This window comes from Amycolatopsis sp. 2-15, assembly GCF_030285625.1.
Classification (GTDB): domain Bacteria; phylum Actinomycetota; class Actinomycetes; order Mycobacteriales; family Pseudonocardiaceae; genus Amycolatopsis; species Amycolatopsis carbonis.
In genome coordinates this window covers 6,783,596-6,804,587 of sequence record NZ_CP127294.1, presented here as the reverse complement: position 1 = coordinate 6,804,587, position 20,992 = coordinate 6,783,596, and the positions used below count along the sequence as shown (strand labels likewise).

Annotated in this window: 21 protein-coding genes; 14 read left to right on the top strand and 7 right to left on the bottom strand. The window is 71.5% G+C overall.

Features of this window, described 5'->3' with window-relative positions; all coding sequences use genetic code 11:
* Positions 1-21 precede the first annotated feature (21 nt).
* From QRX50_RS49870 to QRX50_RS33675, 3 genes are all read left to right on the top strand, one after another.
* The gene (locus QRX50_RS49870; protein ID WP_353074019.1) at positions 22-657 is read left to right on the top strand and encodes an arginase family protein; all 636 of its coding nucleotides are present in this window, start codon (positions 22-24) and stop codon (positions 655-657) included.
* Positions 624-1,049, top strand: coding sequence for an arginase family protein (locus QRX50_RS49865; protein ID WP_353074018.1), 426 nt, complete (start codon positions 624-626; stop codon positions 1,047-1,049). The genes QRX50_RS49870 and QRX50_RS49865 overlap by 34 nt, the downstream gene beginning before the upstream one ends.
* 102 nt (positions 1,050-1,151) lie before the next feature.
* Positions 1,152-2,327: a cytochrome P450 gene (locus tag QRX50_RS33675; protein WP_285967140.1), complete on the top strand. Its 1,176-nt coding sequence runs from the start codon at positions 1,152-1,154 to the stop codon at positions 2,325-2,327.
* 1 nt (position 2,328) lies between these two features.
* Here the strand turns inward: QRX50_RS33675 and pip are convergent, their stop codons facing one another.
* Positions 2,329-3,285 carry a prolyl aminopeptidase gene (gene pip / locus QRX50_RS33670; protein WP_285967139.1) on the bottom strand — a complete coding sequence of 319 codons (957 nt, stop codon included), beginning with the start codon at positions 3,283-3,285 and terminating at the stop codon, positions 2,329-2,331.
* 447 nt (positions 3,286-3,732) lie between these two features.
* Between pip and QRX50_RS33665 the strand changes: the two genes are divergently transcribed.
* The gene (locus QRX50_RS33665; protein ID WP_285967138.1) at positions 3,733-4,197 is read left to right on the top strand and encodes a GNAT family N-acetyltransferase; all 465 of its coding nucleotides are present in this window, start codon (positions 3,733-3,735) and stop codon (positions 4,195-4,197) included.
* On the opposite strand, the gene QRX50_RS33660 is transcribed toward QRX50_RS33665, so the two are convergent.
* Entirely contained in the window at positions 4,198-5,520 is a 1,323-nt protein-coding gene (locus QRX50_RS33660) for a hypothetical protein (RefSeq protein ID WP_285967137.1), read from the bottom strand.
* A 156-nt stretch (positions 5,521-5,676) separates the two neighbouring features.
* Here QRX50_RS33660 and QRX50_RS33655 point away from each other — a divergent pair, with 156 nt between their 5' ends.
* From QRX50_RS33655 to QRX50_RS33645, 3 genes are all read left to right on the top strand, one after another.
* Positions 5,677-5,805, top strand: coding sequence for a hypothetical protein (locus tag QRX50_RS33655; RefSeq protein WP_285967136.1), 129 nt, complete (start codon positions 5,677-5,679; stop codon positions 5,803-5,805).
* Positions 5,806-5,922: 117 nt separating this feature from the next.
* Positions 5,923-6,624, top strand: coding sequence for a hypothetical protein (locus QRX50_RS33650; RefSeq protein ID WP_285967135.1), 702 nt, complete (start codon positions 5,923-5,925; stop codon positions 6,622-6,624).
* Between the two features lie 137 nt (positions 6,625-6,761).
* Positions 6,762-7,619: an SAM-dependent methyltransferase gene (locus tag QRX50_RS33645; RefSeq protein WP_285967134.1), complete on the top strand. Its 858-nt coding sequence runs from the start codon at positions 6,762-6,764 to the stop codon at positions 7,617-7,619.
* A gap of 66 nt (positions 7,620-7,685) precedes the next feature.
* On the opposite strand, the gene QRX50_RS33640 is transcribed toward QRX50_RS33645, so the two are convergent.
* Positions 7,686-8,594 carry a LysR family transcriptional regulator gene (locus tag QRX50_RS33640; protein ID WP_285967133.1) on the bottom strand — a complete coding sequence of 303 codons (909 nt, stop codon included), beginning with the start codon at positions 8,592-8,594 and terminating at the stop codon, positions 7,686-7,688.
* A gap of 106 nt (positions 8,595-8,700) precedes the next feature.
* On the opposite strand from QRX50_RS33640, the gene QRX50_RS33635 reads away from it, so the two are divergent.
* The 3 genes from QRX50_RS33635 to QRX50_RS33625 all read left to right on the top strand — a co-directional run bounded on the left by QRX50_RS33635 (position 8,701) and on the right by QRX50_RS33625 (position 12,536).
* A complete protein-coding gene (locus QRX50_RS33635) occupies positions 8,701-10,434 on the top strand; it encodes a pyruvate dehydrogenase (RefSeq protein WP_285967132.1) in 1,734 nt (577 codons plus the stop codon).
* A 913-nt stretch (positions 10,435-11,347) separates the two neighbouring features.
* The gene (locus QRX50_RS33630; protein ID WP_285967131.1) at positions 11,348-11,488 is read left to right on the top strand and encodes a hypothetical protein; all 141 of its coding nucleotides are present in this window, start codon (positions 11,348-11,350) and stop codon (positions 11,486-11,488) included.
* Positions 11,489-11,585: 97 nt separating this feature from the next.
* Positions 11,586-12,536: an alpha/beta hydrolase gene (locus QRX50_RS33625; RefSeq protein ID WP_285967130.1), complete on the top strand. Its 951-nt coding sequence runs from the start codon at positions 11,586-11,588 to the stop codon at positions 12,534-12,536.
* Between the two features lie 27 nt (positions 12,537-12,563).
* Here the strand turns inward: QRX50_RS33625 and QRX50_RS33620 are convergent, their stop codons facing one another.
* From QRX50_RS33620 to QRX50_RS33610, 3 genes are read right to left on the bottom strand one after another with little or no spacing between them, the layout of a single operon-like run.
* Positions 12,564-13,310, bottom strand: a complete 747-nt coding sequence (locus tag QRX50_RS33620; protein ID WP_285967129.1) for a succinate dehydrogenase/fumarate reductase iron-sulfur subunit — start codon at positions 13,308-13,310, stop codon at positions 12,564-12,566.
* The gene (locus QRX50_RS33615; RefSeq protein WP_434533166.1) at positions 13,307-15,250 is read right to left on the bottom strand and encodes a fumarate reductase/succinate dehydrogenase flavoprotein subunit; all 1,944 of its coding nucleotides are present in this window, start codon (positions 15,248-15,250) and stop codon (positions 13,307-13,309) included. The genes QRX50_RS33620 and QRX50_RS33615 overlap by 4 nt, the downstream gene beginning before the upstream one ends.
* Complete coding sequence (locus tag QRX50_RS33610) at positions 15,238-15,948, bottom strand: succinate dehydrogenase cytochrome b subunit (RefSeq protein ID WP_285967128.1); 711 nt, start codon at positions 15,946-15,948, stop codon at positions 15,238-15,240. The genes QRX50_RS33615 and QRX50_RS33610 overlap by 13 nt, the downstream gene beginning before the upstream one ends.
* Before the next feature lie 83 nt (positions 15,949-16,031).
* Here QRX50_RS33610 and QRX50_RS33605 point away from each other — a divergent pair, with 83 nt between their 5' ends.
* The 4 genes from QRX50_RS33605 (at position 16,032) to fdhD (ending at position 20,283) form a co-directional block, all read left to right on the top strand.
* Entirely contained in the window at positions 16,032-16,961 is a 930-nt protein-coding gene (locus QRX50_RS33605) for a LysR family transcriptional regulator (protein WP_285967127.1), read from the top strand.
* 43 nt (positions 16,962-17,004) lie between these two features.
* Positions 17,005-17,934, top strand: a complete 930-nt coding sequence (locus tag QRX50_RS33600) for an MBL fold metallo-hydrolase (protein ID WP_285967126.1) — start codon at positions 17,005-17,007, stop codon at positions 17,932-17,934.
* A 116-nt stretch (positions 17,935-18,050) separates the two neighbouring features.
* Positions 18,051-19,406 (top strand): OFA family MFS transporter, encoded by a 1,356-nt coding sequence (locus QRX50_RS33595; RefSeq protein ID WP_285967125.1) that lies wholly within the window; start codon positions 18,051-18,053, stop codon positions 19,404-19,406.
* A gap of 16 nt (positions 19,407-19,422) precedes the next feature.
* Positions 19,423-20,283 (top strand): formate dehydrogenase accessory sulfurtransferase FdhD, encoded by an 861-nt coding sequence (fdhD, locus tag QRX50_RS33590; RefSeq protein ID WP_285967124.1) that lies wholly within the window; start codon positions 19,423-19,425, stop codon positions 20,281-20,283.
* Here the strand turns inward: fdhD and QRX50_RS33585 are convergent.
* Positions 20,226-20,765, bottom strand: coding sequence for an NAD(P)-dependent oxidoreductase (locus QRX50_RS33585; protein WP_285967123.1), 540 nt, complete (start codon positions 20,763-20,765; stop codon positions 20,226-20,228). The two genes, fdhD and QRX50_RS33585, sit on opposite strands and share 58 nt — an antisense overlap.
* Between the last annotated feature and the right edge of the window lie 227 nt (positions 20,766-20,992).

The following is a 20,992-nucleotide window of genomic DNA, read 5'->3' as shown; positions in this document are numbered from 1 at the left end:
TTGGCCCGCAAGGAGCACGTCATGGCTCGTTACGGCACCCAGTTCGGCCCGGACCTCCCCTTCCTCGTCGTGGCGCGCTGCGACTGGGGCGATCCCGCCACCTACCCCGGCGCTGACGTCGTGATCCTCGGCGCGCCGTTCGACGGCGGCACCTCGCACCGCGCGGGCACCCGGTTCGGCCCGCAGTACATCCGGCAGAGCTGTTACCTGCCCGCCGACGGTTCACGTCCGTCGCTCGCCCTGCGCGTGGACGCGTTGCGAGACCTGAAGGTTTTCGACGCCGGCGACGTCGAGATGTACTCGGGCGACGCCGAACGCTCGGTGCGCTCGCTGCAGGAGGCCGTGCACGCGGTCGCCGCCGCGGGCGCGATCCCGCTCGTACTCGGCGGGGACCACACGATCGCGTGGCCGGACGCGGCCGGGGTGGCGCAGCACCTCGGCCAGGGGCGCGTGTCGATGCTGCACTTCGACGCGCACGCCGACACCGGCGACATCGCGTTCGGTTCGCTCGTGGGCCACGGCCAGCCGATGCGCCGGCTGATCGAGTCGGCTGCCGTGCGCGGTGACCGGTTCCTGCAGCTCGGCCTGCGCGGCTACTGGCCGGCCCGGAGACGCTCGACTGGATGGCCGCGCAGGGCATGCGCTCCTACGAGATGACCGAGATCGTCGCGCGAGGGCTCGAAGAATGCCTCACCGAGGCGTTCGGGATCGCCACCGACGAGTGCGACGGCGTGTTCCTCTCGGTGGACATCGACGCGTGCGACCCCGGCCACGCGCCGGGCACGGGTACGCCCGAGCCCGGCGGGCTCACCGCCCGGCAGCTGCTGGATTCCGTGCGGCGCATCGCATACGAGCTGCCGGTGGTGGGCGTCGACGAGGTCGAGGTGTCGCCCCCGTACGACCACGCGGAGATCACGTCGTTCCTCGCGAACCGCGTGGTGCTGGAAGCGTTGTCGGGCATCGCGCGCCGGCGTCGCGACCAAGCCGACGGCACGGTGTGGGACCCTACGCGGCCGCTGCTTTCCGATCGGCCCGACCGTCGTCCGTGACGGGCCCGGTGACCCGAACGCGCGATGTTTCCGCCCGTGCGGCCGATGTCGCGTGCCCCCGCGCACCCCTACGGTGGTGGGTCCTCGGAGTGGGGAGGACACGTGGCCAAGTCGGTCGAGGAGATCCTGGCGAACGTCGACCTGTACGCCGAAGACCAGCGCGAGAACCTGCTGGCGGCTGCCGCGGCCGCCAGCAGTGCTTGTCCCGTCCCGCACACCGACGCCGACGGCGGCTACCACCTGCTCACCCGCTACGAAGACGTGCGCGCGGTCTGCGCCGCGCCGGAGCTGTTCAGCTCGGCGCAGCCCGCGATCCGCGGCGTGCCGGTGCGTGTGATCCCGATCGACACGGACCCGCCGGACCACCGCGAGTACCGGCGGATCCTCAACCCGTTCTTCACGCGGCCCGCCCTCGCGCGATACGAGCCGCAGCTGCGTGAGCTGGCGCGCACGGCGGTCGAGTCCTTTGTGGACCGCGGTGCGTGCGACATCGTGAGTGACTTCGCGATCCCGTTCAGCGCCGGTTCGCTCGCGCGGATCGTCTTCGCGACGGACAACCGCGACCTCGTGGACCGCGGGGTGGCGGCGGCCAAGGATGCCGCGGTCACCAGCAGTCCCGAAGCGTTCCAGACGCTCGCGGGCCTGGCGATGGAGGCGCTGGCCGAAGCGGAGGCGAAGCCGGACGACGGCGAGGACAGCGTGCTGCGCGCCCTCGTCACCGCGACGATCGACGGCCGGCCGCTCACCCTCGAGGAACGGCTCGGCATGGTGACCACGCTGTTCCTCGGCGGCCTCGACACCACGCGCGGCGTGATCGCGAACATCGCCTACCACCTCGCGACCCGCGATGACGTCGAGCCGATCCTGCGCAAACCCGGCGGCTGGCATCGGGAGCTGGAGGAGTTCCTGCGGCTCGATTCCACCGTCGCGTTCATGGCGCGCACGGCCACGCAGGACACCGAGATCGCGGGCACACCGGTGCAGGCGGGGGAGCGCGTCGCCGTGTTCTTCGCCGCGGCCAACCGGGACCCGGCGCAGTTCGAGCGGCCCGACGAGCTGGTGTTCGACCGGGGCGGAGTGCCGCACGTGTCGTTCGGCTTCGGCATTCACCGCTGCCTGGGCCTGCACTTCGCGCGGATTCAGCTGGCGGTGGCGATCGAGGAGCTGCTGGCCCGGACCACGCGGTTCCGGCTCGCGCCGGGTGCGCAGATCCGGCGGCAGGTGGGGCTGAGCCTGGGCAGCCCGTACCGGCTGGACGTGACGTTCGACCGCGCCTGACTCACGCCGGTTCGAAGCGGGCGGCGGCCTGCATGACCGCCTCGCCCATGGCCGGGCTACCGGTGTGGCCGGAGTCGTCGATCACCACGAGCTCGGCCGACGGCCAGGCCTGCACGAGCTGCCACGCCGCCCGCAGCGGCACACTGAGGTCGAGCCGGCCCTGGATGAACACGGCGGGGATGCCGTGGAGGCGGTGGACGTTGTCCAGGAGCTCCCCGGCTGCCAGCCAGGCGTGGTGGCCGAAGTAGTGCGCGCACATGCGGGCGAGCGTGATGAGCTCTTCCTCGGGGCGGTCGCCGTACGTGCCGGGCCTGCCCTTGTCCTCGTGCGCGATCACGGCGTCTTCCCAGTCGCACCAGTCGCGCGCGGCCTTGAGCCGCACCGCACGGTCGGGCGAGGCGAGCAGGCGGGAGTACGCGGCGAGCAGGTCACCGTCCCGCTCGGCCTCGGGCACGCCGGCGCGGAAGGTCTCCCACTCGCGGGGCAGGAGCCGGCTGAGGCCGCGGTAGAGCCAGTCGACCTCGTCGGGGGTGGAGGTGAAGGCGGCGATCATGACGAGCTCCGACACGCGCTCGGGGTGGCGCTGGGCGTAGGCCAGCATGAGCGTCGGGCCCCAGGAACCGCCGTACAGCATCCACTTCTCGACGCCCAAGTGCTCGCGCAGGCGTTCCATGTCGGCGATCAGGTGGTGGGTGGTGTTGTGCTCCAGGCTCACCGCCGGGTCCGCGATGTTGGGCACGCTCTCGCCGCAGCCGCGCTGGTCGAACAGGATGATCCGGAACTTCTCCGGGTCGAAGCCCTTGCGGCTGTTGCGGGCGCCGCCCGCGCCGGGCCCACCGTGCACGCACAGCACCGGTTTTCCGTCGGGGTTGCCGCTGGTTTCCCAGTAGATCCGGTTGCCGTCGCCGACGTCGAGCAGGCCGTGCGCGTACGGTTCGAGCGGCGGGAACGGGGCCATGGCGGAATCCTGCAGGGGTGTCGGCGGCCCGGGAAGACTACCGATCGGCTCCGGCGGCGACACCTCGTTTTCCCGCGTGGCCGCTAGCCGCCGTCCGGGGTCGCGCGGGCACTGTTCCGCGCAGACTGCCCGGTATGACCGAAGCCGAGCGCACGCGGGCGCGGCCGGCCGCGCTGCCGGAGGGGTCGACCCGGAGCTGGACGCGGCGCTCGAAGGGCAGCTGGGCAAAGACGACCTCGGCCGGACGTCCTTCGCCGGCTACCGGCTCGTGTCGGCTCAGGCGGCCGCGGCCCGTCACGCCGCGCGGTGACATGTCGTCCATTGTGGACCTCCCCGGTGTCGTGCCACCAGTGTCCGCGCGCAGTGCCGCGAATCGGGCGGGCTGGCCGGTTGAGCAGCGCACATTCGATATTTACAGGATTAATCGTCGTGGTTACCGTTTCCTGAATGGACCACAACATCACCGCGGTGTCGGCGGAACTGGTTCCCGCGCTCGTCTCCTCGGTGGCAGCGTTGTTCCGCGAGGACGGTGGCCGTCACGACCACCGCATGGACCTCGCCTGGCCACCCCGTGACGGTCCCGCCTACTACACTGCCCTGCTGGCCGACGGGGACGCGCTTTGCCTTGTCGCACAGGGAGAACGCGGCGTCGCCGGGCACCTCGTCGGGCGACTGCGGCGGCACGACTCGCTGCGCCCGGGCGTCATCACCGCGGTTCTCGAAAGCATGCGAGTCGCCGCCGGGGAACGCCGCGCCGGCGTCGGCACCGCGCTCGTCGAGCGATTCGACGAATGGGCGAAAAGCAAGGGTGCGGACGGATTCGAGGTCACCGCCTATGCCGCCAACGCCCACGCCCGGGCGTTCTACGGGCGGCACGGATTCCGCGAGTTCGCGGTCACCCTCCGGCGCTGATCACCCCGTCGAGATGTCCAGCACGGCCTTCCCGTCGAGGACACCGGCGAGGCGGACGGTGACCATGTGGCCAGGGGTGCCGAAGGAGCCGCTGCCGCCGGTGCCGAAGCTCAGCTCGCCCGAGTCCTGCAGGATGCGAACGCCGCTCAAGGTGACGGACGCGGTGAACGTCAGGCCGCTCGCGGTAATGTCGGCCTGGCCGGTCACGAGGACCTGGCACTTGCCGCCGGCGCACGCGCCCAGATCGGTGCCGTTGGCGGCGGGCGGCAGCGTCGGGGGTGGTGACCCGAGCGGCCGACACTGCGGGGCGACGTCGTGGGAGTGGGCCAGCACCGGGTTCGCGGCCTCGATCGCCGGCAGGTCGGGCGAGGGCAGGGCGATCGTCGCCAGTACCCCGATGATCTGCTCCGCCTGGGGTTTCAGCTGCTCGACGGGCTGGAAGGCCAGGTCGGCTGTCTGCGAATCGCTCGACGGCAGTTTCGGCGCCACCGCGCGGAGCGAGGCGAGCAGGCCGTCGTGGTACTTGTCGGCCGCGGGGATGCCCGACGGCGTGACGGTGCCCAGCGTCTCGACCAGCCGGGCGACGCCCGGCCCGGCCGAGGAGATGAAACTGCCCAGGTCGAAGCCGCTCAACCGGGCGTAGCGCGGGTCGGTGATGATCAGATCTTCGATCTTCTGCGCCTTCAGGGCCATGGCGGCGGTGACGGCGCCGCACATCGTGTCCGCCCACTCCACGAGCGGGCGGGTCGGCGCGGCCGCGTCCACAGGGCCGAACTGTCGCACGGGCGCGCAGGCGGGTGCGACGTTGGACGACGCGTTGAGCTTCGCGTCGCCGCGCACCACCTTGCTCAGGTCGGCGGCCGCCGGCTTCAGGGCCGCGACGGTGGTGGCGAGCTCGCGGGCCTGAGCGAGCGTCGGCTGCGCGGTGGTGTCCGAGGGCGCCTTCTCGGTCACCTCGTCGAGCGACTTGCCCAGCTGCGTCACGAAGGCGTCCGCGGCCTTGATCCCCGACGGGGGCACGGACTTCAGCCCCTGCCCGGCCTGGCCGATCCGCCCCGTGATGCCGCTGACGTAGGAGCTGATCTCCGGGGCGAGGAAGCCGGCCTGCGACGGGTCGGCCGCGGTGTGGTTCACCTCGTCGATCCCGGTCTGCAGGCCCTGCAGTGCCTGCACGCTCGTGCACACCGCCTGCGACCACGCCACGAGCGCCCGCGCGGCGGCGGGCACCGGGGGCAGCGGCGCCGGCAGCGCGTGCCCACCCGTGGTGCAGCCCGCCGCGACCAGCGCGAACGCCCCCAGCACGACAGCCGACCGAACCCGCATCTCCGACTTCCTTTCCCCGGTGGGCGCAGACTAGGCCTGCCCCGCCGGGAGGGGTCCCGGTGACCAGGGGACTCCACTGTGGACGGTGCCGGGTCAGGCGGGGGCCAGCACGTAACCGACCCCGGGCACGGCGTGGATCAGCGGCGGAGCGCCAGCTTGCCGCGCAGCTGGCTGGTGCCGGTGGACCCGGTGCGCAAGTACTGCTTCCAGATCCAGGGCACCGACGGTGTCGAGGTGTACTTCAGCCGCCCCGTGCCGGTGCGCGGGGCCGTGTGTCACCCGTGAAAATCTGTCACCCTGGGTGATCTTGTGGGGGCGGATTTACCCGATCGGGCGGAGGTTCATAGGATCTTGCCGCCGGTCGGGCCGCGGGCCCGCGGCTCCGGCGGTGTGGAGGTCTGGATGGCAGGCACGAGTCCCGGCGAAGGTCGCGACGAGCTCGACTCGGTCGCGAAGCTGGTGAGCCTGTCGGAGACGGCGCCGATGCCGCGCATCGACGGCGAGCGGCCACCGCTCGTCACGCGGACGAAACCCGAGTCCGATCCGAGCGGGCTGTACCCGGAGCCCGCCACCGCGCCGCGCACCTTGGGCGAGGGACCGGCCACGAAACCGCAGTCGATCGCCGGCGAGCTGCCGCTGGGGCTCGACGCGATGTTCGCCGCCGCGGGACCCGAGCACGAAACCGAGCGGACGCAGACCTCGCCGCCCGGGGCGAACCGGCGCAACACGAGGTACGTGGTGATCGCCGGCGCGGTGGTCGTCGCGCTGGCCGGGCTCGGGACCTGGGCCCTGTGGCCCGCGCCGGAGAGCGGCTCGGCCGGCCGGCCCGCGGAAGTGCCGGTCGCGCCGTCGAAGCCCTCGTCCGCGCCGCCCGCGGTCACCACCATGACCGCCAGCCCGACGCCGCCGACGGCCACCGACCAGGTGGACCACACCACCGAGGGCCAGAAGCCGCCGCAGCGGCCGGCGGGCGAGCACTCGAGCGCGCCGCACCGGACGTCGGCGGGCACGACGTCCGAGGACATCTGGAGCTCGGCCGTGACCTCGTTCCTCCAGGAGTGGAGCAGCCGCCACCAGCAGCCGTCGGGCCGCCACGGCGGCTGACGGGCGCGGAAGGCGCAGGTAGCACCGATTTCCGCGCCCGACGTGCAGCTGAACGGGCGACCTCGCGTAACCGCAGGGGGTCAAGGTACTACTCTGAGTGGGTCAAAGCCGCCCCCGAGCCGCCTTGCGAGGTATCCATGCCCAGCGCTCCGCCGTCCACGCTGTCGCCCAGCCAGGTTCCCGTGGGGGTCGACCCGAACCGGCCGAGCATCGCGCGGATCTACGACGGCTTCCTCGGCGGGAACCACTACTACGAGGTCGACCGCGCGGTCATGGAGAAGATCAACGCCGCGGTGCCGGAGGCCGTCCACATCGCGCGCGGCAACCGCGGATTCCACAACCGCGCGCTGCGGATGCTGGCCAACCAGACGGGGATCCGCCAGTTCCTCGACTGCGGTTCCGGCCTCCCGACGGCGGAGAACACGCACCAGATCGTGCAGCGCGCCCACCGCGACGCGCACGTGGTCTACATCGACAACGACCCGGTGGTCCTCGCCCACGGCCGCGCACTGCTGGCCGAGAACGAGTACACGCACATGGTCGACGCCGACATCTTCCAGCCGAAACTGGTGCTGGAGAACGAGACCGTGCGCGAGTACATCGACTTCTCGCAGCCGCTGGGCCTGCTGCACATCGGCACCATCCACCATTTCGAGGGCGACGGCGCCGTCGACGTGATGCGCCAGTACATCGACGCCCTCGCCCCGGGTTCTTTCGTGGCGCTGGCGCACTTCTACGACCCCGAGGTGCCGGAGCTGACCGCCGTCGCGAAGCGGATCGAGGAGATCCTCGTGTCCGGCCCGCTGGGCGCCGGCCGCTTCCGCAAGCGCACGGAGATCGAAGGCATGCTGCCGGGCCTGGAACTGCTGCCGCCCAACGCGACCAGTGGCCCCGGCATGTCCGTCTGCGACGAGTGGTGGCCGGACGGCCCGCGGCTCACCCCGCTCAGCGACTCCGCGAAGTGCGTCGCGGGGGTCGTCGGCCGCAAGCCGTGAGCTGACCTTCCCGGAGATCCCCGGTACCCGCGTGGTGCCGGGGATTTTTCTTGCCCGGCAGCGGGTTCACGTCGGCAGCGTGCGTGGTGCCGTGGCGAGCACGTGTTTCCGGAACGTCTCGCTCGCCGACGGCAGCACGCGCCCGCCGAGCTGGGCCAGGCCGATGTCGCGAGCCGCCGGCACGTCCGTGACGCGCAGGTGCGGGGTAGTCGGCGCGGTGACCGCGGGCGGGAACGTCGCGGTGTGGGGGAGCGGCAGCAGGGACACGCCGAGCCCCGCCGTGACGAGCCCGCGCAGGGTCTCCACCTCCTCGCCCTCGAACCCGACGCGCGGCATGAAGCCGGCCTGCGCGCACAGCTGCTCGGTGGTCTCGCGCAGCGCGTATCCCCGGCGCAGCAGGATGAACGACTCCTCGGCGACGTCGGCCAGCCGGGCCTGCTTGCGGCGCGCGAGGCGGTGTTTCGGCGGCACGGCCAGCAGCAGCGGTTCCTCGAGCAGCCGGACCCAGTGGATCAGCGGGTCACCCGGGTCGCCGCTGGTGAGCACGAGATCGGCCGTGCCGTCGAGCAGTTCGCGCACCAGGCCTTCCTCGCCGTGCTGGCGCAGCTCGAACCGCGCCCGCGGATGCTCAGCACGGTAGCCGCTCACGACGGGCGGCACGAGCCAGGTGCCGAACGTGTGCAGGAACGCCAGCGGAATCACCCCTGATTCGGGATCGACGGCTTCGGCGACGGCGCGCAGGCCTTCGTCGTAGCGCTCGAGGATCGCTTCGACGTGGGTCGCGAAGGCGTGGCCCGCGGGCGTGAGCCGCAGCGCGCGGCCCGAACGTTGGAACAGGGCGGCGCCGGTTTCGCGCTCGATCCGGTGCAGTGCACGGGAAAGCGCGGGCTGGGTGAGCCGCGCGCGGGCCGCCGTGTCGGTCACCGTCGCCCCGCGGGCCACCTCCTGGAAGAGCCGGAGCACGTGCAGGTCCATGCCATCCATACTGCCACAGCATGGAACCGAGGAAAAAGAGGCATTGGACGCATATGCGCAGGCAGCACATGCTGGAAGCAGGTTTTCCGAGAGAGGAGCGTGGCTCATGGCCACTGTGGCCGAACAGCTCGTGCGGACCCTGCGCGACGCCGGCGTGGAACGGATCTACGGCATCGTCGGCGACAGTCTCAACCCGATCGTCGACGCGGTGCGCCGCACCGACGGCATCGAGTGGGTCCACGTCCGCCACGAGGAGGCCGCGGCGTTCGCGGCCGCCGCGGAAGCCCAGGTGACGGGGAAGCTCGCCGTGTGCGCGGGCAGCTGCGGCCCGGGCAACCTGCACCTGATCAACGGGCTTTTCGACGCCCACCGCAGCGGTGCGCCGGTGCTGGCGATCGCGTCGCACATCCCGTCGGCGCAGATCGGCACGGGGTTCTTCCAGGAGACGCACCCGGAGCAGTTGTTCACCGAGTGCAGCTTCTACAGCGAGCTCGTGTCCCAACCGGAGCAGATGCCGCGGATGCTGCGGATCGCGATGCAGACGGCCGTCGGCAAGGGCGGGGTGTCCGTGCTGACCATCCCGGGTGACATCGCCGACCGCAAGGCCGCGCAGCCGGGTGTGGAGAAGGTCCAGCTCGTCACGCCGTCGCCGGTGGTGCCGCCGGCCGAGACGATCGAGGAGCTGGCGCGCCTGCTCGACTCCGGCGAGAAGGTGATGCTCTTCGCCGGCGCCGGGACCCGCGGCGCGCACGACGAGGTGCTGGCACTGGCCGAACGGCTCAATGCCCCGGTCGGCCACTCGCTCGGCGGCAAGGAGTGGATCCAGTACGACAACCCGTTCGACGTCGGCATGAGCGGCCTGCTCGGCTACGGCGCCTGCTACGACGCGATGCACGCCGCCGACCGGATCGTGTTGCTGGGCACGGACTTCCCGTACGACAACTTCCTGCCGCAGGCCCGCACGATCCAGGTCGACACCGACATCGCGCGCCTGGGCCGCCGGACGCCGCTGGAGCTGGCGATCCACGGCGACGTGAAGGCGACGATCAAGGCCGTGCTGCCGCTGCTGCGGGAGCGGACCGATCGCACCTACCTCGACCGGATGCTGCGCGAGCATGTGCGGAAGCTGGAGAAGGTGGTTTCGGCCTACACCACGAAGATCGAGCACCGACGGCCCATCCACCCGGAGTTCGCCGCGGCGATCCTCGACGAGGTGGCCGACGACGACGCGGTGTTCACCGTGGACACCGGCATGGGCAACGTGTGGGCCGCGCGCTACCTCACGCCCAACGGCCGCCGCCGCGTGCTCGGCTCGTTCCGCCACGGCAGCATGGCCAACGCGCTGCCGCACGCCATCGGCGCCCAGTTCGCGCAGCCGGGCCGCCAGGTCGTGTCGCTCTCGGGCGACGGCGGGCTCGCCATGCTCATGGGCGACCTGCTCACGCTGCCCACCTACGACATCCCGGTGAAGGTGGTGGTGTTCAACAACGCCACGCTCGGCATGGTGAAGCTCGAGATGCTCGTGGACGGCCTGCCCGACTTCGGTACGGACCACACACCCGTGAACTTCGCCGCGATCGCCCAGGCGTGCGGCATCCACGCGACGCGCGTCGAGGACCCGCGCGACGTGCGGGAGGCGCTGGCGAAGGCGTTCGTCCACCCCGGACCGGCCGTGGTCGAGCTCGTGACCGATCCCAACGCGCTGTCGATCCCGCCGCACATCACCGGCGCGCAGGTCCGCGGCTTCGCGCTCGGGGCGAGCAAAACGGTGCTCAACGGCGGCGTCGGCAAGATGATCGAGCTCGCGCGCACCAACCTGCGCAACGCACCCGGGTTCTGAGCACCGGCCCGTACGCTGGTCGCCGAGGAGGTGACCGACGTTGCGTGAGCCGGCCGGGCGCATGCGGGCGATCGATCCCGGAGCCGGGGCCGCCCTGCGGGTGGTCGCCACTTCGACGCCCTGGTCGAAGCCCGCGCCGGTCTCGAAGCGACGGTGCGGGCCGCGGCCGTGCTCGCCGGCTGCGCCGCCGGTCTCGTGGTTCCGGGACGGCGGTTGCGGGTCCGGGTGGAGCCGGACGGCCGGCGGGTTGATGGTGAGCCCGCGGGCCTTTCGGTGCCGTTGCCGGGGTACGCGCGCGCGGTGGTGTGGGTGGAGCGCGCGGCTGAGGACCCGGCGCGGGCGGAGTTCGATCGGGTGCTCGTCGACCGGCTGGCCACCACGGTCGGCATCGTGCTGGACCGCACCGGCGCCGGATTTCCGCCGGGGGACCCCGCGTCGGTGGAGCTCCTGGTGGACGCCAGTGCCGACGAAGGTGCGCGGACGGATGCGGCCCGGCGGCTGGGGTCGCCGCCGGACGGAGTGTTCGTCGTGACGGTGTGCGCGGGCGGCCCGCAACCGCCGGGCGCGGCTCGCCTCGGCGACCTGGCGGTGACGATCGAACCGGCCGGATCACCTGGAGGAGTTGGCAAGGCGGTGCGGTCGGCGTCGGGACCGGCGGTCGCTGTGCGGGAGCTGCCGTTGTCCTACGGGCAGGCGGTTCTCGCATTGCGGCTCACCGCCGTCGATGAGCCGGGGCCGTCGCATGTGGACGCCGCCGAGGTGGGCGGGCTGCTCGCGCTCGCCGACGGGTGTGACTCACCGGCGGCCACGGCGGAAGTGACGCCACCTCGAACGCGTCGTCGCCGCGCACCCGTGGGCGCTCGCGACGCTGACCGCCGTCGCGGCGGAGCCGAGCCTGCGTGCCGCGGCGGCGGTGCTCCACGTGCACCACTCCACGCTGCAGAGCCGCGTCGACCTCCTTGCCCAGGAGCTCAGCTACGGGCTGACCACGCCGGCCGGGCGGACCCGGCTCACGGTGGCGTTGGTGCTGCGCCGGTTCCGCCGTAGCCGCTGACCGCCGCGTGGCGGGCAACGGCCGCCGCGTGACGGGTTCACGTACGGTGGGCGCTCGCCTAGCGTCGGTGGTCGACATCCCGAGAGGAGCAGGCGGCATGCAGAGGGTGCACCCACCGTTCGACGCCGAGATCGCGGCGGCGCTGGTGGCGGTGAACGAGGCGCTGCCGTCGTCGGTGACGCCGGAGCTCGTGGGCCGGCTGCGTGAGCTGACGGCGGCCGGGCACACGATGAGCGTGGCCGAGATCGCCGAGCGCGCCGACGTGCGCGAGATCGACGGCGGCGTTCCACTGCTGGTGCTGCGGCCCAAGGGCAGCGATCCCGCCGTGCCGTTGCCGGGCCTGTACTTCATGCACGGCGGCGGCATGATGGCCGGCACCAACCGCACGGGCGCCGACTGGCTACTCGGGTGGCTGGCCGAAATCCCGATGGTCGTGGTGAGCGTCGACTACCGCCTCGCGCCGGAGCATCCGCACCCCGCGCCCGTCGAGGACTGCTACACCGGGCTGACGTGGGTCGGCGAGCACCTGGCCGAGCTGGGCATCGATCCCGCCCGGCTCGTGGTGGCGGGCGGCAGCGCCGGCGGCGGGCTCGCGGCCGCCACCGCGCTGATGGCGCGGGACCGCGGCGGCCCGGCCCTGCAGGGTCAGCTGCTGGTGTGCCCGATGATCGACGACCGCGCGGGCACGCCGTCGAGCACCGAGCTGGTCGGCGAAGGCGTGTGGGACAGCGTCTCCAACGCCACCGGCTGGTCCGCGCTCCTGGGCGACGCGGCCGGCGGCCCGGACGTCTCCCCGTACGCCGCGCCCGCCCGCCCCACCGATCTCTCGGACCTGCCGCCTTCGTTCCTCGAGGTCGGCTCCGTCGAGACCTTCCGCGACGAGGCCGTCGCCTACGCGTCGCGCCTGTGGCAGTCGGGCGGGCAGGCGGAGCTGCACGTGTGGCCGGGCGGGTGCCACGGCTTCGACGAGGTCGTCCCGCACGCCCCGATGTCGCGCGAAGCGCGGGCGAGCCGCGTGAACTGGCTCCGCCGAGTCTTCGCTGAGTAGGACAGCCGAGTAGGACAGCCGACCAGGTCACTTGCGGGCTTTGCGCGCCGCCTTGAGGAACTCACGGTTGAGCGTGGTGATGCTCGTCAGCGGGATGCCCTTGGGGCAGGCCAGCGTGCACTCGCCGCTGTTGGTGCAGCCGCCGAAGCCTTCGGCGTCCATGGTGTCGACCATGTCGAGCACGCGCTGGGTGCGTTCGGGCTGGCCCTGGGGCAGGGAGTTGAGGTGGCTGACCTTGGCGGCGGTGAACAGCATCGCCGAGCCGTTGGGGCACGCCGCGACGCAGGCGCCGCAGCCGATGCAGGTGGCGTTGTCGAAGGCGAGGTCGGCGTCGGGCTTGGGCACCGGCGCTGCGTGGGCGTCGGGGGCTGCACCGGTCGGGGCGGTGATGTAGCCGCCGGCCTGGATGATGCGGTCGAACGCGGAGCGGTCGACGACGAGGTCCTTGATCACGGGGAAACCCTTGGCGCGCCAAGGTTCGACGTCGATGATGTCGCCGTCGGAGAAGGCGCGCATGTGCAGCTGGCACGTGGTGGTGGTCTCGGGGCCATGGGCCTGGCCGTTGATGACGACGCCGCAGGAGCCGCAGATGCCTTCGCGGCAGTCGTGGTCGAACGCGACGGGCTGCTCGCCGGCGTCGATGAGCTGCTGGTTGAGCGTGTCGAGCATTTCGAGGAAGGACATGTCGGTGCTGATGCCGTCGACGGGGTAGTCGACGAGCTGTCCTTCGGTGTCGGGGCCGGACTGGCGCCAGACACGCACGGTGAGTTTCACGTGTAGCTCCGCTGGGTGGGGTGGACGTAGTCGAAGTTCAGGGGTTCCTTGTGCAGTACGGGTTTCTCGCCGTACTCCCAGGCCGAGACGTGGGAGAAGTTCTCGTCGTCGCGGGCGGCCTCGCCTTCGGGAGTCTGGTGTTCCTCCCGGAAGTGCCCGCCGCAGGACTCCTCGCGCACGAGGGCGTCGAGCAGCAGGAGCTCGGCGAGCTCGAGGAAGTCGGCGACGCGGCCGGCCTTCTCCAGCTCCTGGTTGAGTTCTTCGCCGGTGCCGGGGATGCGGACGTCGCGCCAGAACTCGGCACGCAGTTCCGGGACGCGTTCCAGGGCTTTGCGCAGGCCTTCGGCGGTGCGGGCCATGCCGCAGTGGTCCCACATCATCAACCCGAGTTCGCGGTGGAACGAGTCGACCGAGCGCGTGCCGTTCACCGAGAGGAGCCGCTCGATGCGGTCGCGGACGCCGGTCTGCGCCTCGACGACGGCGGGGTCGTCCAGGGTGACGTCGGTGAAGCCGCCCTGTCCGATGTAGTCGTTGAGGGTCGCCGGCAGCACGAAGTAGCCGTCGGCCAAGCCCTGCATGAGGGCCGAGGCGCCGAGCCGGTTGGCGCCGTGGTCGGAGAAGTTGGCTTCGCCGATCACGAACATGCCGGGAATCGTGCTCTGCAGGTCGTAGTCGACCCACAGCCCGCCCATCGTGTAGTGGATGGCGGGGTAGATGCGCATCGGGACCTCGTACGGGTTTTCCGCGGTGATGCGCTGGTACATGTCGAACAAGTTGCCGTAGCGGGCTTCCACCGCGGGGCGACCGAGGCGGGCGATGGCGTCGGCGAAGTCGAGGTAGACGCCGAGCCCGCCGGGGCCGACACCGAAGCCGGCGTCGCAGATGTTCTTCGCCGCCCGGGAGGCGATGTCACGGGGGACGAGGTTGCCGAAGCTGGGATAGAGCCGCTCGAGGTAGTAGTCGCGTTCGTCCTCGGGAATCTGGTCCGGCGGCCGCGGGTCCTGCTTCGCCTTGGGCACCCAGATGCGGCCGTCGTTGCGCAGCGACTCGCTCATCAGCGTCAGCTTCGACTGGTGGTCGCCGGAGCGCGGGATGCACGTCGGGTGGATCTGCGTGAAGCAGGGGTTGGCGAAGTAGGCGCCCCGCTTGTGGGCCCGCCAGATCGCCGACGCGTTGGAGCCCTTCGCGTTGGTGGAGAGGTAGAAAACGTTGCCGTACCCGCCGGTGGCCAGCACCACGGCGTCGGCCAGGTGCGTGGAGACCTCGCCCGTGACCAGGTCGCGGGCGACGATGCCCCGGGCCCGGCCGTCGACGACGATCAGGTCGAGCATCTCCGTGCGCGGGTGCAGCTCGACGTTCCCGGCGTCGATCTGCCGCGAGAGGGCTTGGTAGGCCCCGATCAGCAGCTGCTGCCCGGTCTGGCCCCGCGCGTAGAACGTCCGCTGCACCTGTACGCCGCCGAACGACCGCGTGTCGAGCAGGCCGCCGTACTCCCGCGCGAAGGGCACGCCTTGGGCCACGGCCTGGTCGATGATCTGCGCCGACACCTCGGCCAGCCGGTACACATTGGACTCCCGCGACCGGAAGTCGCCGCCCTTGACCGTGTCGTAGAACAGGCGGTGCACGGAGTCGCCGTCGTTGCGGTAATTCTTCGCCGCGTTGATCCCACCCTGGGCGGCCACGGAGTGCGCGCGTCGCGGTGAGTCCTGGAAGCAGAACTGCACCACGTGGTATCCCTGCTCGGCCAGTGTCGCCCCGGCGGACCCGCCGGCCAGCCCGGTGCCGACCACGATCACCCGGTGCTTGCGCCGGTTGGCCGGGTTGACCAGCTTCGCGGAGAACTTGCGCGCGCTCCACCGCTCGTCGATCGGCCCGGACGGCGCCTTGGTGTCGGTGATCGGCTCGCCGATCGTGTAGTCGAGCATGCTCAGCTCACCCATCCAGTCATGACGGAGATCGGCACGATCATGAACCCGCCGGTGATGACCACGGCCAGGACGGTACCGACGGTCTTGACCGTGCGGTCCTTGCTCGCGCTCTTGATCCCCAGCGTCTGCGCCGCGCTCCAGAAGCCGTGGTTGATGTGCAGCCCGAGCATCAGCAGGGCCACGAGGTAGATCACGTTGACCCACCACACCTGGAAGTCGGCCACCACGTTGTGGAACGGCTGCTCGGGCACGAAGTCCTGGTTCGCGACCCCGACGGTGAGGTCGAGGATGTGCCACACGATGTACACGGCCAGCGTCGCGCCGCCCCAGCGCATGGTGTGCGTGGCGAACGTCGCCCGCGGCCGCTGGCCGTGCACGTAGCGCACCGGCCGCGCCCGACGGTCCCGTTTGGACAGCTGCACCGCCGCCGTGACGTGAAGCACCAACGCCACGACGAGGACCGCGCGCTGAACCCACAGGAACCACGCATACGGTAGGGCCGGCTCCCCGATCGTGCGCAGCCAGGCCGCGTAGTGGTCGAAGGTCTCCGGCCCGAAGAAGATCTTCAGGTTGCCCGCCATGTGCGCGAGCAGCCAGACCACGAACAGCAGCCCGGTCGCCGCCATCACGACCTTCTTGCCGATCGACGATTCCCAGAAAAGCCGCACCGCCGGGCGTTTCCGCCGGGCGGTGGCGAGTTCACGTGCCACGCCTGCGACGTTAGGTCCGGTTCAACGAGAGGGCAAACACATGATTCCTCTCATGACCAGAGCCAATGCCTATGATGAGGCGTATGCAGTTCCAGCAGCTGGCATATTTCCTGGCAGTGGCCGACACGCGGCACTTCACGCGCGCGGCCGAGCAGACGCGTGTGGCGCAACCCTCACTGTCGCAACAGATCCGAGCGCTCGAACGCGACGTCGGCGCCACGCTGTTCCACCGCGTCCGCGGCAACGTCACGCTCACCGAGGCCGGCGAGACGCTCCTGCCCATCGCGCGGCGCATCCTGGCCGAGACCGAGGCGGCGTACCGGGCGATCCGCGAGCTCGACGAGCTGGGCCGCGGCCGCGTGCGCCTCGGCGCGACCCCCAGCCTGTGCACCGGCCTGCTGCCGGTGATGCTCGCGGCGTTCCGGCGCACCTACCCCGGCATCGAGCTGGTGCTGCACGAAAGCGGCTCCCGCGACCTGCAGACGGAGCTGTCGGAAGGCGGGCTCGACCTCGCGATGATCGTCGACAGCCGGGTCCGCGACGACCACCACCTGGAGAGCACCCCGCTGTTCGTCGAAGAGCTCGTGGTGATCTCGCCGAAGCATGAGCCGGCGCCGGTGCGCGGACGGCTCGCCATCCAGGACCTGAAGGACCGGCCGCTGGTCATGTTCCGCCGCGGCTACGACCTGCGCGAAGCCACGGTGAACGCCTGCCGCGCCGCCGGGTTCGACCCGGCCTTCGCCATCGAGGGCGGCGAGATGGACGCCGTGCTCGAGCTCGTGCAGGCGGGCCTCGGTCTCGCCGTCGTCCCGAGCACCGTGGTGGGGGACCGGTTCCGGATGACGCAGTTCACCGAACCCGGCCTCAGTCGCGTCGTGCGGCTCGCCTTCCGCCGCGACGTCGAGCTCACGCGCGCGGCCCGCGCGCTGCAGGAGGCGATTGTCCGGTTCCTGGCCGGGGAAGGTGGGCTCGGTCACCTCCCACCGGGGATCCGCTCGCTCGCGGGCCGGTGAGCGGGGCATGATCAACTCGCCGGACCGAGGAGGGGAATGCGTGATGGCGGGAGCGCTGAACGAGCAGTCGGCAGTGCGGATGCTGGAGCTCGGCGGAGTGCAGTTCACCTACGTGATCGACGGCGCGATGGCCCTGGTGCCCGGCGCGTTCTTCCCCGCGATCCCGGCCGCGTACTGGACCGAGCACCCCGAAGCGCTGGACGCGAAGGGGCGTGTCGCGGCGTCCGCGGGCGGCCTGCTCGTGGAACGCGAAGGCCGGACGCTGCTCGTCGACGTCGGGCTCGGCGTCGCGACCGACCCGGTCGAAATCGGCGGCGAGCCGGTCGCCTTCAGCGATTCCGGCGCCCTGCCGGACACTCTCGTCGCGCTCGGCCACCGGCCCGAGGACGTCGAGGCCGTGGCGTTCACGCACCTGCACGTGGACCACACCGGCTGGGCGTTCGTCGACGGCCGCAAGTTCTTCCCGGCGGCCACCTACCTCGTCGCCGCGCAGGAGTGGGCGCCGCACGGGCGTGGGGAGCTCGTCCCGGGCGCGCCGGGCCGGGCCGAGGTGATCGAGCCGCTGGCGGCCACTCACCAGGTGCTCGGCGACGGCGACGAGGTCTTCCCGGGCGTCCGCGCACTCGTGACGCCCGGCCACAGCCCGGGGCACACCTCGTACGTGATCGAGGCGGGGGCGCGGCGCGTGGTCGCGTTCGGCGACGTCTTCCATGTTCCCGCGCAGCTCACGCACCCCGGCTGGCCTTCGCTGCCCGACGTCGACGTGGCCGGGGTGCTCGCGGCCCGGCGCCGGATCGTCGAGGAGCTGGAGCGACCCGGCTCGATCGGGTTCGGTTGCCACTTCGGGGACCAGGCGTTCGGGCGCGTCGAGCGCGACACCGACGGCCTGCTCAAGTGGGAACCGGTCGAGGCCGAAGCCGTGCTGCCCGCGCCGCGGGTGCTGGGGACTGAGTCCGCACTGAGTCCGCACTGAGTCCGCACTGAGTCCGTTCCACCCGTCGGGCGACGCTCGTGGACAGGGTGCAAGTACGGGTGCTATAACCGGACTACTCCATACTGCATACAACATCCAGTCGAGCGGGTGACGCCATGTCCGAGCCCCAGACCACCACCGCGGTTCGCGAGCTGAAGGACGTCTACGGACGCCGGTACCGGGTCGGGGAAAGCGACCTGGACCTGCTCGGCCGCCCCCGGAGCTGGATGCTCTGGCTCAGCGGCGCCGCGATGTTCGCCGCCGGACTGCAGCAGTACGGCTTCGGCGCCATCGCGCCGGTGCTCACCAGCGCGCACGGCTGGACGTTCACCGAGGTCGTGGTGTCGCTCGCAGTCTGGGCGGTGGCGCAGGCGAGTGTGGTGTTCCCCGCGGCCTGGCTGCGCGACCGCGGCCGGCTCTCGCCGTCGTTCGCCGTGGTGCTCGGCGGGATCCTGTGCGCGATCGGTCTCGTGACGCTCGGCCACGCGTCGAGCCTGGCCGTGGTGTTCGTGGGCTACTCGCTGCTCGGCGGCATCGGCACGGGGCTGGTCTACGGCACCTGCGTCGGCGCCGTGATGCGCTGGTTCCCCGACCACACCGCCACGCGCGTCGGGGCGGTGAGCGGCGCCTTCGCCTACGGCAGCGTTCCCTTCGTGCTCGTCGCCGGCTTCGGCCTCAGCGTCGGCAACCGCGACGTGCTCCTCGACGTGACGGCTGCACTCGTGCTCGTCGTCGTGGTCGGCGCGGGCGCGCTCCTGCGCTACCCGCCACGCAACTGGTGGCCGGTCGGCGCGCCGGACCCGCGCGAGTGGGCGCGGGACAAGGTCCGCAACCGCACCGTCTCGGTCAACCGCCCCGCCGTGCGCCACTACCGGCCGGCCGAACTTCTGCGCTGCGGCACGACGTTGGCCCTGTACGGCACGGTGGGGCTGGCCGCCGCGGTGCTGCTGTTCGACCTCGCCTACCTGGCCACGTTCGTCGCCGAGCAGGGCGGAGGTACGGGTCTCGCGGCGATCGCGCTCGCGGTGCTCGCCGGCGTGACCGGCACGGGCCGGGTGCTGCTCGGGTGGCTGTCCGACCGTGTGGGCCGCCGGCGGATCCTGCAGCTGGCCTTGGTGGCGGGCGGGATCGGCCAGTTCGTGCTCTTCTACTCCGGCGAGCACCGGCATGCCTTCGGCCTCGTGCTCGGCGCCGCGCTCGCCGGGCTCGGCAACGGCTGCTGCTACACGCTGCTGACCGGGTTGGTCCGCGAGTACTTCGGTGAGGAGTCGGCGTTGCAGAACTTCGGCGTGCTCTACAGCGCCAAGGCCGTCGGCGCGCTGCTCGGCATCGGGCTCGCCGCCCTCGTCGTCACGGCACACGGCTACTTCGGTGCCTTCGCCGCGGCCGGGCTCTTCAGCCTGGCCGCGGCGGTCCTCACCGGACGGCTCACGCAGCCGGGCCGGCCCAAGTCCCTGCTTCCCGCGCGCTGAACCCGGAGGTGGCCCCATGGGCCGGATGACGAGCCGACGCCGCGTGTTCCGCGTCGTCGACGGCGAGCTCACGATGCGCCCGGACACGCTCAGCGCCGAGGAACCGCTGGAGATCCGCGTGGCCGGCAAGGCGCTCACGATCACCATGCGCACGCCCGGCAGCGACTTCGACCTCGCCGCCGGGTTCCTGGTCGGTGAGGGGATCGTGCACCAGGGCGCCGACGTCGCCGGGATCCGGTACTGCGCCGGGGCCTCGAGGGCCTCCGGGGACGGTTCCAACACCTACAACATCGTCGACGTCGTGCTGCGCGCCGGCGTGCCCCTGCCCGACCCGTCGATGGAACGCAACTTCTACACCACTTCCTCGTGCGGCCTCTGCGGCAAGGCGAGCCTCGACGCGGTGCGCACGACCCTGCGGTGGCCGGTGACGGCCGACCCGCTCGCGGTCGGCCCGCAGGTGCTGGCGACCCTGCCGGACGCGTTGCGCACGGCGCAGAAGGTGTTCGATCGCACCGGCGGCCTGCACGCGGCCGGCCTCTTCGACGCCGGCGGGCAGCTGCTCTGTGTGCGGGAGGACGTCGGGCGGCACAACGCGGTCGACAAGGTCGTGGGGTGGGCCGCGCGCGAAGGCCGGCTGCCGCTGACCGGCACGATGCTCATGGTCAGCGGGCGGGCGTCGTTCGAGCTCGTGCAGAAGGCCGCGATGGCGGGAATCCCGTTGCTGTCGGCCGTTTCCGCGCCGTCCTCGCTAGCCGTGGAGCTGGCCGAGGAGGTCGGGCTCACGCTGGTCGGCTTCCTGCGGGGCACGTCGATGAACGTCTACACGCGAGCCGACCGCCTCGGCCTCCACGATCCACTGCAGCTCGTGGAGCGCTGACGCCGCACACGAGGAAGGCCCTCTTCGCCGCGGAGCAATCGCGGCGAAGAGGGCCTTCGATCGAGGGACCAGCGGTTGGCAGAGTACGAATCCGTACCCCTGCCGGCGAGGTTGCCGCCGTCGACGATCAGGTACTCGTCGCGGATCGGCGAGCCGGTGAACCACGACTCGAGGATCTCGCGCGTGCCCGCGGAGTAACGCGCCTGAGCCGAGATCGAAGAACCCGAGATGCGCGGGGTCATGCCGTGGTGGAGCATGGTGCGCCACGGGTGGTCGGCCGGCGGGATGAGGTACGCGCCACGCTCCATCGTCGCGATGAGCTCGTCGCCGAACAGGCCCTCGGTCTCCGGGTGCCACGGCGCGTTGATGGTCACGGCGTCGCAGCGGGGCACCATGGCCGCGGCGCTCTCGTGGAACGTCAGCCCCAGCTCCTGCTCCACCTCGGCGGGCAGCCGATGCCGGTCGGTGTAGTGCAGGTGCACGTCGAACGGTCGAACTCGGACGTGACGATCAGCTGGTGCCCCTGGCGCTCCAGGAACTCATGCAGACCGAGCTCACCGGAGACGCTGCCGAGCAGGGCGCCGGGCGTGAAGTCGAGTACCCGTCGACCGGGTCGTCGTACAGCAAGCAGAGCACCTTTGCCGTGGTCTGTCTGCCGAGAGTTTTCGTTGGCAGCTAACGGCTTTACCTTACTCCGGTGCAGAGAGGG